Raw genomic sequence first — 16,096 nt, 5'->3', positions numbered from 1 at the left:
GGACTGTGCGCCGGCCCGGGTTCAATCGCGGTGAAAACGCGAGTGCGCTCAATCGTCCGGCCGCAGCCGCTGCAGGCGTTCGGCCAGGCGGTCCAGGTCCTGGCGCACCGCGTCGATCCCCGCCCATGGATGCCGGCGCAGGCGCTTGACCCGCGCCTGCGCGGAGCGGATGTCGAACGCGTGGCCGCTCTTGACCCGGCCCAGTTCCTCCCAGCGCAGCGGCATCGCCACCGGCGCGCCCTCGCGCGCGCGCAGCGAGAACGAGGCCACGCTGGTGGCGCCGCGGCCGTTGCGCAGGTAGTCGACGAATATCTTGCCGTTGCGGAATTTCTTGGTCGCGGTGGCGATGTACTTGAGCGGCTCCATCTGCGCCAGGGTCTCGGCGAAGCTGTGCGCGAACGGTTTGACCAGGTCCCAGTCGCAGCCGGGGTTCAGCGGCACCACCACATGCAGGCCCTTGCCGCCGGAGGTGCGCACGAACGACTGCAGTTCCAGCTTGGCCAGCAGCGAGCGCAACTGGCGCGCGGCGGCGATCACCTCCGTCCAGGGCACGCCGCTGCCGGGGTCGAGATCGAACACGATGCGGTCGGCGCGGTCGGGCCGCTGCGCCGTCGCGCCCCACGGATGGAACTCCAGTGCGTTGAACTGGACCAGGTTCATCAGTCCGGCCAGATCGCGCACCACCAGATAGTCGGCGCGCTGGCCCGATTCCTCTTCCAGGCTGACGCTGTCCACGTCGTCTAGCCCGGCGGTGTGGTGCTTCTGGAAGAAGCACGGCCGCGCCGCGCCCTGGGTACAGCGCACGATCGACAGCGGCCGGTCGACGATTTCCGGCAACAGCCAGTCGGCCATCGCCAGATAGTAGGCGGCGACGTCGCGCTTGCTCGCGCCGATGTCGGGATAGACCACGCGTTCGGGGCTGGTGAGGCGGAAGTCGTCGAGGTCGGCGGCAGCCTGGGACTTGCCGGTGCGCGTCTTGCCGGCTTTGGCCTTGCCGGCGCTGGCTTTGGCGGCCTTGCGGGTCATGGCGGTTCGCTTCGGTGGCGGTTCGGAGTTGGAGTTGGAGTTGGAGTTGGAGCGAAGCCGGGCCGCGGCGCCCGGACCGCGGTCGCGGTCGGCCAGCGCGGCGGGCGTCTTGTCCTCGCGCAACGTCTTGAACGAGGCCTGCCGCAGCAGGCCGTGGCCGCCGACGCCGCGATAGAACGCCTCGACCACCAATGCCGGCGCGAACCAGCGCGCCGCGCGCAGGTCGGTGTCGTGCGGCGGCACGTGCACCGTCGGCGCGGCGGCGCCCCTGGGCAGGCGCTTGCTGATCCGCGCCAGCAAGTCGGCGGAAAAACCGCTGCCCACGCGGCCCACGTAGGACCAGCCGTGCGCCGGGTCCGGCCGCGCCAGCAGCAACGCGCCGAACCCGCTGCGCGCGCCCTTCGGCGGCGTGTAGCCGACCACGGCGAATTCGTCGCTGGCCAAGCGCTTGCTCTTGCGCCACTCGTCGCTACGGCCGGGATGGTGGGCGCGGTCGGCGCGCTTGGACACGATGCCTTCGAAGCCCTGTTCGGCGGCCAGCGCGTAGGCGCGCTCGCCGTCGCCGAGGATGTGCGAGCTGTAGCGCAAATGCGGCCCGGCCCGCTGCAGCAGCTGTTCCAGCAGCGCCTTGCGTTGCAGCAGCGGTGCGGCGCTGAGGTCCCAGCCGTCCAGGTGCAGCAGGTCGAACACCACCAGCGACAGCGCGCCCTGTTTCTCGCCCGACAGCGTCGCCTGCAGCAGGTTGAAGTCCTCGCGCGCGCCGCGGCCGGCGATCAGTTCGCCGTCCAGCGCCGCGCTGTCCAGGCCCAACGCTTCGACCGCGGCGGCGATCTCGGGAATCTTCCGGGTCCACTCCAGCGCGTTGCGCGACCACAGCCGCGCGCGGCCGGCGGCGACGCCGACGCCGATCCGGTAACCGTCCCATTTGAGTTCGTGCAGCCATTGTTCGCCCGCAGGCGGCGCTTCGACCAAGCGCGCCAACTGCAGCTCGAACGCGCCGCCATCGAACGGCGCCCGCCGCGCGCCGGGCAGCTTGCGCGCCGCCGCGGCCCAGTCGCGGCGCCGCGCGCGCGCCGGCGCGACTTCGGCCAGGCGGCGCTTGCGCGGCTTGCCGCGGCCGGCGCGCTGCGCGTCGGCCGCCGGCGGCGAGGCGACGTCGGCGAGCAGGTCGTCGGCTTCGAGCGTGCCGGCGTATTCGTCGCGGTCCTTGAACAACAACCATTGCGGCTGGCGCGCGGGCTTGCCCGAACGCACCAGGTGCCAGCCGCCCTTGAGCTTGCGCCCGAACAGTTCGAAGCGCAGGTGGCCCTTGGCCAGTTGCGCCTGCGGATCGCCGTCGGTCGCCCACACCCCGGTGTCGAACCGCGCGACGTGGCCGCCGCCGTATTCGCCGTGGGGAATTTCGCCTTCGAAACCGGCGTAGCCGAGCGGGTGGTCCTCGACTTCCACCGCCATGCGCTTGACCGCCGGATCGTAGGACGGCCCCTTGGGCACCGCCCAGCTCTTGAGCGCGTCGCCGACCTGCAGGCGGAAGTCGTAGTGGCGATGGCTGGCGTGATGCAGCTGGACGACGAAAATCGCGCGCTCGCCGCGCGGCGGCGCGCCCGGTTCGGGCTCGCGGGTGCGGTCGAAGCGCCGCTTGCGCCGGTATTCGTGCAGGCTCATGCGCGCCGGTGCCGTTGCGTTCGCCGGCGCTCAGGCCGGCCAAGCCCGAGCGCGCCGCGGCGAAACGGCGGCGGCGATCGAAGCGACCGCGGTGAAGATCGGAGCGTAGCGCGGCATGTCGCATCCTCCACATCGCTGGGGCCGGAACGCGGCGCGAGCGGTCCGGCAGCGCGCCGGGCCGGGGCTTGCGGCGCCGTCGCCCCACGCTAGGCATCGCGGCGCTAGCGCCGCGTCGTCGCCGTCGGGCCGCGGCCTTGATCGCGCGCTAACGAATGCCTGCCGCCCGCGTCATTCCACCGGCGCGGCGGGATCGAGCAGATCGCGCGAACCGGCGCCAGCCTCGCCCGCGCGCAACAGATGCTGGCGGGTGCGCTCCGGCGCACCGGGGCGGGCCGACGCGGCCGCCGCGGCCGGCGCCGGCGCGGCCGCATCGGCCTGCAATGCCGCGGTCGCGGCGCGCAGCGCGGCGCTGCGCACTTGGTCGATATCGCTGCGGCGCTGGTCGATCCAGCCGCGCACGCGCACGCCGGCCTTGCCGTCGCCGCTGGAGACCAGCAAGACCTCGGCGTCGGGCTCGCGCAACACGCCGTCGACCGCTTCCACCCGCCTTCGGATCCGCGCCTGCGTCGCCTCCAGGGCGCCGTCGAACGGCGCGCTGAGGTCGAACTCGAAGCGCCGGCTCGGGTTCTGGCTGAAGTTGAGGATCACGCTCTTGAACACGATCGCGTTCGGCACCCGCAGCTGGTTGCCGTCCAGGGTCATCAGCACGGTCGCGCGCGCGGTCATCGCCATCACCAGCCCTTCGTGCTCGGCGATGCGGACATGATCGTGCGGGCGGAAAGGTTGGCGCAGGCTCAGCAGCACCCCGGCGATGTAGTTCTCGATGATGTCCTTGAACGCGAAGCCCAAGGCGATGCCGACCACGCCGGCGGTGCCCAGCAGCGCGCCGACGATCGCGGTGGCGTTCATCAGCTGCAGGCCCACGGCCAGGCCTAGCAAGGCGCAGCCGCCGCGCAGCGTGGTCGCCAGCAGGTTCTTGAGGAACGGGTTGGCGCCGGCCAGGCGGTCGATCAGCGCGCGCCGCGCCAGCCATCCGCCGAACCACCATGCCGCCAGGGTCAGCAGCAGCGCGAGCAGCAGCAGCGGCGCGGCGGCGACGAACCGGTAGAGCTCGGCCAGCAAGCGCCCGCGCACCGCGCTCCAGTCGAACGACGCCGCCGCCGGCACCGCCGCGGTGGCCAGGATCGACGCCGCGGCCGCGCCCGTCATCGCCCTGCCCTCACGCCTTCAGACCGCGCAGGTGCAGATGGTTCCAGGCCAGCCGCACGACCGCGCGCGCCTGCTGCCAATCCAGCCGGCTGAGGCCGCGGGTGCGGCGGTAGCAGGCCTCCAGTTCGTCTTCCATGTCGTCGATGCCGCGGCCGCGGCTGCGCATGAAGGCGTCCATGCCGAGCTTCACCGCCGGCTCGTAGTCGCCGTAGCGCAGCGCGCTGCCGCCGGGCAGGCCGCGGTAGTGGCCGCGCCAATAGCCCAATTCCGACTCCATGTCGATCACCTCCGGCGCCATGGGGTAAACCGATGCGCGCAGTTCGTCGATGCTGTGCGCGGCCTGCGCCACGCCGTCGCCGGCGGCGGTCTGGCCGGCGCGCTGCGACAAGCCCGGCCCCAGCGGCACGGCCGCCGGCAGCGGAATGAAATCGTTACGATCGAGCGGCAGCCTGTGCATTGAGCCTTCCTCGGTGACGCAGCCGATGCAGGAATGCGCGGCTCGCCACCAGGACCACGCAACTCCCGTGCCAGCCGCGCCGGCGGCCGCGCATCGCCATAAAAACTTGCGCGCTCACCGGGCTCGCGGGTTCGCCGCGGCCGGCGCAGCGAAACGTGACGGCGCAAATGTTTCATCACGCGCGAATCATTTTCCGCCAACACCCGCTTAACCGGCGCGGCGCTACGGTGCCCTGTGAGCGTCCCGCGCCCTGTCTCGCGATGGCTCAGCGCCCAGATAGGGCCAGCACCCAGACAGGGCCAGCCCCCAAACAGGGTTTCCCCAGACAGGATCGCCAGCCCGTGCCCAACGACCTCGCGTACACCGGTACGCCGGCATCGCCCGCCGGCGCCGCGCCGACGGTGCTGATCGTCGACGACGACCAGGACTTCGCCCGCTCCGCCGCGGACTTCGCCCGCTCGCACGGCTACACCCCGTATCTGGCGCATTCGCTGGAGCAGTCGCGCGGGTTCGCGCAACTTGCGCTGATGGACCTGTTGCTGCTCGACCTCGACCTGCCCGACGGCAGCGGCTTCGAACTGCTCGACGAAGACGCCCTGCCCGAGTCGGGCCAGATCGCCATCGTCACCGGGCATCCGTCGGTGGAAACCGCGGCGCGCGCGGTCGCGCGGCCGGTCATGGAGTACCTGGTCAAGCCGCTGGTGCCGGAACAGTTCGGCGAATTGCTCGACCGCGTCGCCGCGCGCGGACGCGAGGAACGCAGCGCCGATCCGCTCGGGATGATCGGGCGCTCGCCGCCGATGCAGCGGCTGGGCGCGGACCTGCGGCGGATCGCGCCCTCGACGCTGTCGGTGTTGCTGAGCGGCGAAAGCGGCACCGGCAAGGAACTGGCCGCGCGCGCCCTGCACCGCCTCAGCGGCCGCGGCGGCGCCTTCGTCGCGGTCAACTGCGGCGCGATCGCGCCGGACCTGCTGGCCAGCCACCTGTTCGGCCACGAACGCGGTAGCTTCACCGGCGCCGCGGGCCGCCACAGCGGCTATTTCGAGCAAGCGCACGGCGGTACGCTGTTCCTCGACGAAATCACCGAGATGCCGGCGGCGCTGCAGGTTTATCTACTGCGCGTGCTCGAATCCGGCGCGCTGACCCGGGTCGGCGGCGCCGGCGAGATCGCGATCGACGTGCGCGTGGTCGCCGCCTGCAACCGCGATCCGCTGCGCGCGGTCGAGGAAGGCGCGTTGCGCGAAGACCTTTACTACCGCCTCGCCGACGTGCACCTGGAGTTGCCGCCGCTGCGCAACCGCAGCGGCGACGCGGCTTTGATCGCGCGCGCCGTCCTGGACGAGCTCAATGCCGAACACGGCGCGCGCAAGCGCCTGGCCGGCGGCAGCGAGCGCGCGTTGGCCGCGCATCCCTGGCCCGGCAACGTGCGCGAGTTGCGCAGCGCGGTCCGCCGCGCGTTCCTGACCGCGCCCGGCGACGAAGTGCGCATCGTGCCCGGCGCGCGCCGCCTGCGCGCCGCCGCCGAGGATCCCGCCACGGTCCGCTTCAGCGTCGGCATGAGCTATGCCGAGATCGAGCGCGAGATGCTGCTCAAGACCCTGGCCCACTTCGGCCAGGACCGCACCCGCACCGCCCGCGCCCTCGGCGTGAGCGTGCGCACCGTGCACAACCAGATCGCGCGCTTGCGCGAAGCCGGTTGCGAGGTGGATGCAACGATCTGGACCGAGCGAGGTGGACCCAGCAAGTGAACGCACACGATCCCGAGCGGCCCGATCCGCAATCCGGCGCCCAACCGCCCGCGCCCGCCGAACAGGCGCCCGCGCCCGCGCTCGACCCCGCGCGCTGGATCCACCGTCTGCGCAACGAACTCAACACCGCCAGCATGGCCTGCGCCGCGGCCCAGGCGGTGCTCGCCGGCGGCGCGGTGGTCAAGGCGCAGGAAAACCTCGAACGCGCGCGCGGCGCCTGCGCGCGCGCGGCGGCGCTGCTTGAGCAGGCGCCGCCGCGCGGCTAGCCATGTCCGCTTCCAACCCGGCCGCGCTGCGGCCGCGCGAACTGCTCGCCGCCGCCGCGTTGGCCGCGGCGCTGGCGTTGGGGCACGCGCGCTTCGGCCAGGACCTGCACGACGTCCTGCCGCTGCTCGGCCTGTACCTGCTGGCCGCGCTCGCGGCCTGGTACGACGGCGTGCGCGGCGGCGCCGTGGCGGTGGCGGCGGCGCTGGCGGCGATCGTGTTCTGGCCGGGTTTGCGGGTGCAGATCGGGCTGGCCGGTTGCGCCTTGTTCCTGGCCGGCGCCAGCGCGCTGGTATGGATCGCCGCGACGCTGCGGCGGCGGCGCAATCGCCTGCGCCTGCAGCAGGAACAGTGGTCGGCGGTGCTGGCCGGGGTCGGCGACGGCGTCGCGCTGATCGGCCGCGACGCGCGCGTGCTCTATCTCAACCCTGCCGCGGGGCGGCTGCTCGACGTCGCCCCCGAACATGCGCGCGGGCGCCTGGCCGGCGACGTGTTCGACGGCTGGCCGCAAGCCTTGCCGGACCGCGCCGGGCCGCTGCGATTGCGCGGCGCCGGCGACAAACCATTGCAGGCCGAGGCGGTGCCGCTGCAGGGGCCGCGCGACGCGTTCTCCGGCCACGCGGTGTTCTTGCGCGAACCGCGCGGCGCCGAGGAAGGCATGAGCGAACGGCGCCTGCGCGCGGTGTTCGACACCGACCTGTGGGGCGTGTGCTTCGCCGATGTCCAGGGCGGGCGCTGGTGGGCCAACCCCGGCTTCGAGCGCATGCTCGCGCCGGCGGCCGACGAGTCCGCGCCGATGCGCACGCAGTCGCTGGAGCAACTCGGCGTCCCGGCGGAGCTGCTGCAGCGGCTGCGCAGCGAAGGCGCGTTCGAACCGGTGGAAGTGGCCCTGCCCGAACGCGGCGGCGAGCCGTCGTGGATGCTGCTCGCCGGCGAGGCCCTGTCCGAACACGACATCGCCCTGCTCGCGCTGGACATCGGCGAACGCAAGCGCAGCGACGCGGCGCTGCGCGCCCAGCGCCTGCTGATGCGCGCGCTGATCGACCGGATTCCGGCGCTGGTCGCCTACGTCGACGCGCGCCAGCGCTACCGCCTGTGCAACCGCGCCTACCGCCGCTGGTTCGGCGACCGCCGGCTGCAGGGCCTGCCGCTGCGCGATGCGCATCCGGCGCCGGAGCTGGCGCCGTACCTGCCGTTGCTGGAACGCGCGTTCGCCGGCCAGGCCGTGCGCTTCCCGGTGGAGCTGTCGCGGCGCGGCGCGCAGCGGCACTTCGATGTGCAGTTCGTGCCGCACCGGCCCGAGGGCGACGGGATCGAAGGCGTGGTGGTGCACGCGCTGGACGTGACCGCCCGGGTCGAGGCGGCGCGCCGGGTAGAGGCCAGCGAACGCCGTTTCCGCAGCCTGGCCGTGGCCGGCGCCGGCATGGTCTGGTACGCCGACGCCGCCGGGCGCCTGCTCGACGCGCCGGGCTGGGAGGACCTGACCGGCCAGGCGCGCGCGCAGGCGCGCGGCGAGGGCTGGCTCGGCGCGGTCGATCCGCTCGACCGCGAACGCGTGCGCTCGGCCTGGCACGAGCATCTGCGCGCGGCCGAGCCGGAACTGCTCGACCTGGAGTTCCGCGTGCTCAGCGCGCACGGCGAGGCGCGCCACGTGGTCCTGCGCGCGGTGCCGGTGACCGACAACGCCGGCAAGGTGCTGGAATGGATCGGCGGCCTGCGCGACGTGCACGAGCGGCGTCTGTTCGAAGAACAGCTGCGCCACGCCGAAGCCGAACAGCACGCGCTGCTGGACAACCTGCCCAAGATGGTCTGGATCGCCGAGCCCGACGGCTCGATCCGCTACCAGAACCGCCGCTGGTACGAATACACCGGCCTGGGCGGCGACCAGGACTGGCGCGACATCTGCCACCCCGACGATCTCGCCGACGGCCTGCGTAGCTGGGACGAAGCCATCCGCAACGGCCGCCCGCTCAACGTCGAACTGCGCTTCCGCCGCGCCGGCGACGGCCAGTACCGCTGGCACATCGTGCGCGGGCAGCCGCTGCTGGACCCGCACGGCCGCTTGCGCTGCTGGTACGGCGCCAGCACCGACATCGAGGACCAGAAGCGCGCGCTGGAGATGATGGCCGCGGCCAACCAACGCGTCAGCCACTTCCTCGCCGTGCTCAGCCACGAACTGCGCAATCCGCTCTCGAGCGTGGCCGCGGCCGGCGAACTGCTGCAGCGCACCGACCTGGACGCGCCGCAGCGCGAACGCGCGCTGGCGACGCTGGCGCGGCAGAACCGCCATGTGCAGCGCATGGTCGAGGACCTGCTCGATATCGCCCGGGTCACCCAGGGCGGCATGGAACTGCGCCGCGAGCCGCTGGATCTGCGCGCCCTGCTGGAAGAAGTGCGCGAGGACAACCTGGCCCGCGCCGACGCCGCCGGCGTGGTGTTCGACCCGATCGAGGGACTCGACCTCGCGCCCGTTTACGGCGACCGCGCGCGCCTGCGCCAGGTGTTCGACAATCTGGTCTCCAACGCGATCAAGGCGAGCGAGCCGGGCCAGCGCATCGGCGCGTCGCTGCAGCGCGCGCCGCTGTCCGACGGCGCCGCCGGCCTGGGCGTGCAGGTATGCGACCAGGGCCTGGGCCTGGACCGCGATATCGCCGGCAATCTGTTCGAACCGTTCGTGCAGACGCCGGACTGGCGCTCGCGCGGGCTCGGGCTCGGCCTGAGCATCGTCAAGACCCTGGTCGAGCGCCACGGCGGCCAGGTCGCCGCGCGCAGCGAGGGGCCGGGCTCGGGTTCGTGTTTCGAGGTGCGCCTGCCGCTGGCTGCGGCGCCCGCCGCCGATTCCGCCGATTCCGCCGATTCCGCGCCCGCGCCCGCCGCGGCCGCGCCGGCGCGGCGCGGCCGGGTGCTGATCGTCGACGACGAAGCCGACACCGCCGATGCCCTGGCCACCCTGCTGGCGCTGGACGGCCACCGGGTGCGCGTCGCCGGCGACGGCGAACAGGCGCTGTCGCTATGGAGCGAGGAGCCGGCCGAGGTGGTGCTGTGCGACCTGGAACTGCCGGGCCCGCTCAACGGCTACGACGTCGCGCGGGCATTGCGCGCGGCGCCGCGCACGCCGTACCTGATCGCGTACAGCGGCTACGGACAGGCCGAGGACCGCGAACGCACCCGCGAGGTCGGTTTCGACGAACACCTGATCAAACCGGCGTCGATCGACCGCATCCAGGCGGCGCTGCAGCGCGGACTGGGCCAGGCGTCGTCGAAGTCCTGAGCGCGGGCGGCAGGGCGGGACATCGCGTTGTGTCGCTTGCGCGGCGTTCTTCAGGTGCGCAGAGGACGCGAAGGCGGCGCGACGCAATCAATCCACAGTTTCACACCGCCGCGAACGAGCTGCGGCTATGGGCGCGATCACTCGATACGCGACCGCCGCCATGCCGACGCGGACATCAGGCCGGAGCGGTGGCGCGCAGTTGTTCGCTCGCCCCGCCGGCCCCACGAACAACTGCACTCCGCGAACGGCACCGCGCCGCGGCCGGTTGCGGCCGCGGCGCGGATCGTGCGGCCGCCGCATCAGTGCTGCGGCATAGAACCGCCACCGGCCGGCGCAGCGCCGCTGGTGCCGGCGCCGGTGCTCGGATTGCTTCCCGCACCGGCGTTGCCGCCGGCGGCGCCGCCACCGCCCTGGGCCGCGGACGCCGGACCCGCCGGCATCTTGGCCGCCGGCGTCGGGCCGAAACGGCCGGCGTTTTCGCCGCGCCCGCTGCGGTGCGGATCCGCCGCGAGCGTCGCGCTTTCGCGGCCGCGCACGCGCAGGCGGTTGTCCACGTCCTTGACCCCGCCGCAAGCGTCGGCGATGTCCTCGGCGCGGTGCTTCATCCAGCGATCGTCGACTTCGCCGCTCAGCACCACCTTGCCCTGGCTGCAGCTGACCTCGATGTCGCTGGCGTCGACCAGCGCGTCTTCGGTCAGGCGCTCGTTGAGCTCCTCCTCGATGCGCGGGTCCGGCCGCGCGTAGTTGCGCGGGCCGCGTCCGCGGTGGCTGGGCATGCCCTGCTCCCGATACGCCGACTGCGCATCGAAGGCGCGTTCGCGCGACCACTCGCGGTTCGGCTCGAAGCCGGCTCCGTAGCCCGAACCGGCGAACTCGCCGCCGGCGTAGCCGGACGACTCGCCGTAGCCCTCGCCCATGCGCCGGCGGCCGGGCCGGTAGTCGTCGTGGCGGCCGCGGCGCGGATCGAATTCGTCGTAGTCGTGCCGACGCTCGTGCTCGCCGCCGTAGACGTAGTAGCCGTGGCGCGGATCGCCCTGGCGCGGAGACGAGCCGCCGGGCGCATCGCCGCGATCGTCCTCCCAGCCCACCGACTGCGAGCGCTCGTCGAAGCCGCGCGCGCGCCAGCCGCTGTCGTAATGCGCACCGCCGCGCGGATCGGCCGGCCGTACGCCCGGACCATGGGCGCCGTAAAGCCCGCGCTCGCCGGGCTCGCGCGCGTACGCCGCGCGCTGGCCGCGCTCGCGCGGCGCGCCGTCTTCGCGCCAGCTGCGGTCGTAGTCGCGCGGCATGCGCGAACCGGAACGCGCGTCCGATTCGCCGGCATCGGCGCCGTATTCGCGCGCATATTCGCCGCCGCGCCCGTGGTCGTCGGCGCTGGCGTGGCCGTACTCGCGGCCGCGGCCGCGCGCGGGATCGTAGGCGTAGTCGGCGTAACCGGTGCGCGCAGCCTGACGTTCCTTGTCGTGCATCCACGACTCGCCTTCCTCGCTGCGCGGCGCGCGGCGGCGGTATTGCTCGTCTTCGCCGCCGGGGCGGCGCCGGGATTCGCTGTCGCGGCCGTTCGAATCTTGTCGCTGAGTCATGTCTTCGCTCCCGAGGTCGTCGGATCCGATGTGGTTCAACCAGGCGCGGCCCTTGTCGAGCGCGCGCGCCCCCAGCCGCAGCGCCTCGTGCGCGACGGCCTTGAATTCCGCGGTGCCGGCGACTTGGTCGCTACGGCCATCGTCGCGGGCTTGCTTGCGCTTACGCACTGATGTGTCCTCCGCCGTTGATGTGGATGGTCTGTCCGGTCACGAACGACGCCTCCTCGCTGGCCAGGTACACGTAGGCCGGCGCCACTTCGGCCGGCTGGCCGGGGCGCTTCATCAACGTGGACTTGCCGAACTGCGCCACTTCGTCGGGCGAGAAACTGGCCGGTATCAGCGGCGTCCAGATCGGCCCGGGCGCGACTGCGTTGACCCGTATGCCGCGGTCGGCGACCGCCTGCGCCAGCGAGAAGGTGAAGGCGTGGATCGCGCCCTTGGTCGCGGCGTAATCGATCAGCTTCTCGTGCCCGCGCACGCCGGTCACCGAGCCGGTGTTGATGATGCTGCCGCCCTTGGGCAAGTGCTCCAGCGCGGCGGTGGCGAGGTGGATGAAGGCGAAGATGTTGGTGCGGAAGGTGCGTTCGACCTGCTCGGGCGTGAGCTGCTCGGGCTCGTCCACTTCGTGCTGTTCGCCGGCGTTGTTGACCAGGATATCGAGCCGGCCGAACGCGCCGACGGTCTTGGCGACCGCCTCGCGGCAGCGCGCCGGGTCGCCGAGATCGCCGCGGATCAGCATGCAATCGCTGTCTTCGGCGATCACCAGTTCGCGGGTGCGCTCGGCGTCCTCGTCCTCGTTCAGGTAAGCGATGGCGACCTTGGCGCCCTCGCGGGCGAAATGCTGCGCAACCGCGCGGCCGATGCCGCTGTCGCCGCCGCTGATCAAGGCGACCTTGCCGCGCAGGCGGCCGCTGCCGCGATAGCTTTCGCGGATGCTCAGCGGCGGCGGAACCATCTGCGATTGCTGCCCGGGCTGTTGGTCCTGGGCCTGCGGCGGCGGCGTGCGGGAAGCCTGCTCGTTCATGTGGAACCTCGCTGTGATGAGCGGCCGTGGTTGTCTCCGATTCGCCTCCGGCGATCGTCGCGATGCGCATGCGCGTCCAAGGCCTGTAATAGGAGCTACCGCAAGTCGCGTGCCAATCCAGGCCGCCGTCGTCCGGGCGACGACGACGCCGGCGCGCGGGAACTGTTGCGCATCCGTGCAGATTGTTCGCGGCCGCGCCATCGGTTGCCGCATCGCCCGCCGCGCACAGGCGCTTGCGAACCGCTGCGATCAGTCCTCGTCCAAGGCCTGCGCCAGGCGGCGCAAATCCACGACCAGTTCGCAGTAACGCCGCTCGCGGACGGACGACGGCGAGCGCAGGATCGCGGACGGATGCCAGCTCGCCATCGCCCGCGTGCGCGCGTCCAGCGCGATCCAGCGCCCGCGCTGGCGGCTGAGCCGGAACGCGGCGCCGAACAAGGTCTGCGCCGCCATCGCCCCCAGCGCCAGCGCCCAGCGCGGTTTCAGCCGCAGCCACTCCGCCGCCAGCCAGATCCGGCAAGCCTCCCGTTCGTGCGCGTTGGCGCGATCGTGCATGCGGCGCTTGCCGCGGCGTTGGAACTTGAAATGCTTGACCGCGTTGGTGAGATAAAGCGTCTTGCGGTCCAGTCCGGCATCGGCCAGGGCGCGGTCGAGCAGGCGTCCGGCGGGGCCGACGAAGGGCCGCCCGCTGCGGTCTTCTTCGTCGCCCGGCTGCTCGCCGATCAGCATCGCCCGCGCCCGCGCCGGCCCTTCGCCGAATACGGTGGCGGTGGCCTCGCGCCACAGCGGACAGGCGCGGCATTGCGCCGCCTGCGCGCGCAACGCGCGCAGGCTGGCGCGCGGCACCGGCGCCTTGATCGGCTTGGCGAACGGCGGCGCCGCCGTCCGGCGTGGCGCCGCGGCCGCCATGCTCAACGCCACACGTTGCTGTGCGCCGGAAAATCCTGCCGTTGCGGCGGCAACACGCAGAAGCGCTGCCCGGTCGGCGCGGCCATCACCCACCAGCGCTTGACCTGGGCGATGCGCGCCGCGCCGAGTCGTTCCAGCCGCACCACTTCGGCCTCGACATCGTCGGTCTCGATGTCCAGGTGCACGCGGCTGGCGTGCGGCACCGCCTGCACCAACAGGCAGGGCTGGTTGGCGTGCACCAGCAGGCGGCGGTACATCTCGTCGGCCGCGTCGCCGATCGCCTGGATCCGGCAACCCAGCGCCTGCGCCCAGAATTGCGCGGCCCAATCGGGATCGGTGGTCTCGCAATCGATCACCAGTTGCGCCAGTCGGCTCCTGTGCATGAGGTTTCCTCCGTCTCGAATGAAGGCGTATCGGTGCGCGCGGATGCGCGAACGAAGCATCCCGACGAAAGAGCGACGCAAACGGTGTGCCACCTCGCCGAGCGTCCGCGCCGTCGCCGCGCGCAGCAATCGGCGCGCGGCGACGGGCCAGGCCGCGGCCGCGAAACAATTTCGCGCTGCGGAAAAAGCTTCGCGCAGACACTGCCGACACCGTCGTTTTCGCGCGGATTTCCGCGGTTTTCCGTGCGTTTTCGGGCGAATCCTTGAACCGATCCATTACATCCGCGGGGTTAGGATGAATTCATGGCTTCGATACGCACTCTGCGCACCGCGCCGCCGGCGCCTGCGCCCGACTGGGCTTTGTTCCTCGACGTCGACGGTTGTCTGCTCGAACACGCGCCCGCTCCCCATCTCGCCCGCGTCCCGGCGCAGTTGCCGCAGCGATTGCTCCGCTTGGCCGCGGAACTCGACGGCGCCCTGGCCCTGGTCAGCGGCCGCTCGCTGCAATCGCTGCAGGCCTTGTTCCCGGACTGCGCCGACCTGTGCCTGAGCGGCATGCACGGGCTCGAGCGGCGCAGCGCGCATGCGCCGCTGCGCGCGCCGGCGCCGCCGGAATCGATGCTGGCGCTGGCTGGCGAAGCCGCGCGCTTCGCCCTCGACTATCCCGGCGCCTGCATCGAAGCGCACGGCCCCTGCCTGAACCTGCATTGGCGCGCCGCGCCGCAGGCGGCCATGGCGATGAGCGAGTTCGCCGATGCCGCGCTGACCCGCCTGCCCGGCTATCGCCAGCACCGCGGCGCGCACGGCATCGAGATCCGTCCCGACGGCATGGACAAGGGCCGCGCGATCGCCGAACTGCTGGGGCTTGCGCCGTTCCGCGGCCGCATCCCGGTGTTCGCCGGCGACGATCTCGCCGACGAGCCCGGCTTCGCCATGGTCAACGCGCACGGCGGCATCAGCGTGCTGGTCGGCGAACGCGCCGACACCGGCGCGCGCCACCGCCTCGCCGATCCGGCGCAGGTGCGCGACTGGCTTGGCGTGGCCGCGGAGGCCGGCTGACATGCCCCGCACCGTGATCGTGTCCAACCGCGTCGCCCTGCCCGGCGCGCAACGCCCCGGCGGGCTGGCCATCGCCTTGCAGGCCGCGCTGCGCGAGAGCGAGGGACTGTGGTTCGGCTGGAGCGGCCGCAGCGGCGCCGCCACCGAGATCCCGCAGCGCTGCCGCGAACGCGGCATCGACTACGCCACGCTCGATCTCAGCCCGGACGACGTCGACGACTACTACCGCGGCTTCGCCAACCGGGTGCTGTGGCCGCTGCTGCATTCGCGCGTCGATCTGGTCGATTATCGACGCGAGTGCAGCGACGGCTACCAGCGGGTCAACGCCGGCTTCGCCCGCGCGCTGGCGCGCGAGCTGCGCGGCGACGACGCGATCTGGGTCCACGACTATCACTTGATCCCGCTGGCCGCGCAGTTGCGCCGGCTCGGCGTGGACAACCGCATCGGCTTCTTCCTGCACGTGCCGTTCCCGCCCGCGGATCTCGCCGCGACCCTGCCGCACCACCGCGAGTTGTTCGACCCGCTGCGCGCCTACGACCTGATCGGCCTGCAGACCCGGACCGACGCGGCGCATCTGGCCGAATACCTGCAAACCCATGCCGGCCTGCGCGCGCTCGGCGGCGGCCGCTGGCGCGGCGACGAGGGCCGCACGACCCGCATCGGCGCCTTCCCGATCGGCATCGACACCGACGCCATCGCCGCGCAGGCCGCCGACGCCGCCGCCCTGGCCGAAGTGCGGCGCCTGCGCGACAGCCTGGGCGGCCGGCGGCTGGTCATCGGCGTCGACCGGTTGGACTATTCCAAGGGCCTGCCCGAGCGCATGCGCGCGTTCGAGCGCCATCTGCAGCGTCATCCGGACCTGTGCGGCCAGCTCACCTACCTGCAGATCGCACCGCTCTCGCGCAGCGACGTGCCCGAATACCGCAGCCTGCGCGCCGAGCTCGAAGCGCTGGCCGGCCACGTCAACGGCGCGCACGCGCGCCCGGACTGGACCCCGATCCGCTACGTCAACCACGATTACCCGCACAGCGCGCTGACCGGCTTCTACCGCAGCGCCGCGGTCGGCCTGGTCACGCCGCTGCGCGACGGCATGAACCTGGTGGCCAAGGAGTACGTCGCCAGCCAAGCCGCGGCCGATCCCGGCGCGCTGGTGCTGTCGCGCTTCGCCGGCGCCGCGGACCAACTCGGCGAGGCCTTGCTGGTCAATCCGCACGACGCCGACGAAGTCGCCGACGCGGTGGCCGCGGCCGCGCGCATGCCGTTGGCGCAACGGCGCGAGCGCTGGGCGGCGATGATGGCGAGCCTGCGCGCCAGCGACATCGGCGCCTGGCGCCGCGGCTTCCTGCAAGCGCTGGCCGAGACCGCGCCCGCGCCGGCCCAGGACGGCGTCCGCGGCGAAGCCCGCGCCGCGCCATCGCCATCGCCATCGCCATCGCCC

At 72.7% G+C, this 16,096-nt stretch carries 11 protein-coding genes and 1 pseudogene; 5 read left to right on the top strand and 7 right to left on the bottom strand.

What is annotated here, in order from left to right:
• Nucleotides 1–48: 48 nt before the first annotated feature.
• The 3 genes from ligD to JHW41_RS07370 all read right to left on the bottom strand — a co-directional run bounded on the left by ligD (nt 49) and on the right by JHW41_RS07370 (nt 4,417).
• Nucleotides 49–2,691, bottom strand: coding sequence for a DNA ligase D (ligD, locus tag JHW41_RS07380; protein ID WP_250449486.1), 2,643 nt, complete (start codon nt 2,689–2,691; stop codon nt 49–51).
• Between the two features lie 288 nt (nt 2,692–2,979).
• Nucleotides 2,980–3,960 carry a mechanosensitive ion channel family protein gene (locus JHW41_RS07375; RefSeq protein ID WP_250449485.1) on the bottom strand — a complete coding sequence of 327 codons (981 nt, stop codon included), beginning with the start codon at nt 3,958–3,960 and terminating at the stop codon, nt 2,980–2,982.
• Between the two features lie 10 nt (nt 3,961–3,970).
• Nucleotides 3,971–4,417: a hypothetical protein gene (locus JHW41_RS07370; protein WP_250449484.1), complete on the bottom strand. Its 447-nt coding sequence runs from the start codon at nt 4,415–4,417 to the stop codon at nt 3,971–3,973.
• 341 nt (nt 4,418–4,758) lie between these two features.
• On the opposite strand from JHW41_RS07370, the gene JHW41_RS07365 reads away from it, so the two are divergent.
• Genes JHW41_RS07365 through JHW41_RS07355 form a run of 3 tightly spaced genes read left to right on the top strand, consistent with a single transcriptional unit; the run spans nt 4,759 to nt 9,700 of the window.
• Nucleotides 4,759–6,165, top strand: a complete 1,407-nt coding sequence (locus JHW41_RS07365) for a sigma-54-dependent transcriptional regulator (RefSeq protein ID WP_250449483.1) — start codon at nt 4,759–4,761, stop codon at nt 6,163–6,165.
• A complete protein-coding gene (locus tag JHW41_RS07360; protein WP_250449482.1) occupies nt 6,162–6,431 on the top strand; it encodes a hypothetical protein in 270 nt (89 codons plus the stop codon). The genes JHW41_RS07365 and JHW41_RS07360 overlap by 4 nt, the downstream gene beginning before the upstream one ends.
• A gap of 2 nt (nt 6,432–6,433) precedes the next feature.
• Complete coding sequence (locus tag JHW41_RS07355; protein ID WP_250449481.1) at nt 6,434–9,700, top strand: hybrid sensor histidine kinase/response regulator; 3,267 nt, start codon at nt 6,434–6,436, stop codon at nt 9,698–9,700.
• A 299-nt stretch (nt 9,701–9,999) separates the two neighbouring features.
• Here the strand turns inward: JHW41_RS07355 and JHW41_RS07350 are convergent, their stop codons facing one another.
• From JHW41_RS07350 to JHW41_RS07335, 4 genes are all read right to left on the bottom strand, one after another.
• Nucleotides 10,000–11,451 carry a BON domain-containing protein gene (locus JHW41_RS07350; RefSeq protein ID WP_250449480.1) on the bottom strand — a complete coding sequence of 484 codons (1,452 nt, stop codon included), beginning with the start codon at nt 11,449–11,451 and terminating at the stop codon, nt 10,000–10,002.
• A complete protein-coding gene (locus JHW41_RS07345) occupies nt 11,444–12,307 on the bottom strand; it encodes an SDR family oxidoreductase (protein ID WP_250449479.1) in 864 nt (287 codons plus the stop codon). The genes JHW41_RS07350 and JHW41_RS07345 overlap by 8 nt, the downstream gene beginning before the upstream one ends.
• A gap of 249 nt (nt 12,308–12,556) precedes the next feature.
• A complete protein-coding gene (locus tag JHW41_RS07340; protein ID WP_250450824.1) occupies nt 12,557–13,216 on the bottom strand; it encodes a UdgX family uracil-DNA binding protein in 660 nt (219 codons plus the stop codon).
• 2 nt (nt 13,217–13,218) lie between these two features.
• Nucleotides 13,219–13,599 (bottom strand): VOC family protein, encoded by a 381-nt coding sequence (locus JHW41_RS07335; RefSeq protein ID WP_250449478.1) that lies wholly within the window; start codon nt 13,597–13,599, stop codon nt 13,219–13,221.
• A 303-nt stretch (nt 13,600–13,902) separates the two neighbouring features.
• On the opposite strand from JHW41_RS07335, the gene otsB reads away from it, so the two are divergent.
• Both otsB and JHW41_RS07325 read left to right on the top strand, forming a co-directional pair.
• Entirely contained in the window at nt 13,903–14,658 is a 756-nt protein-coding gene (otsB, locus tag JHW41_RS07330) for a trehalose-phosphatase (protein WP_250449477.1), read from the top strand.
• Nucleotide 14,659: 1 nt separating this feature from the next.
• A pseudogene (locus tag JHW41_RS07325) lies at nt 14,660–16,018 on the top strand (alpha,alpha-trehalose-phosphate synthase (UDP-forming)); the annotation flags it as partial.
• Between the last annotated feature and the right edge of the window lie 78 nt (nt 16,019–16,096).

This window comes from Lysobacter enzymogenes (genome assembly GCF_023617245.1).
Classification (GTDB): domain Bacteria; phylum Pseudomonadota; class Gammaproteobacteria; order Xanthomonadales; family Xanthomonadaceae; genus Lysobacter; species Lysobacter yananisis.
The sequence above is the reverse complement of the archived record's forward strand: the minus strand, read 5'-3'. Positions and strand labels throughout refer to the sequence as shown.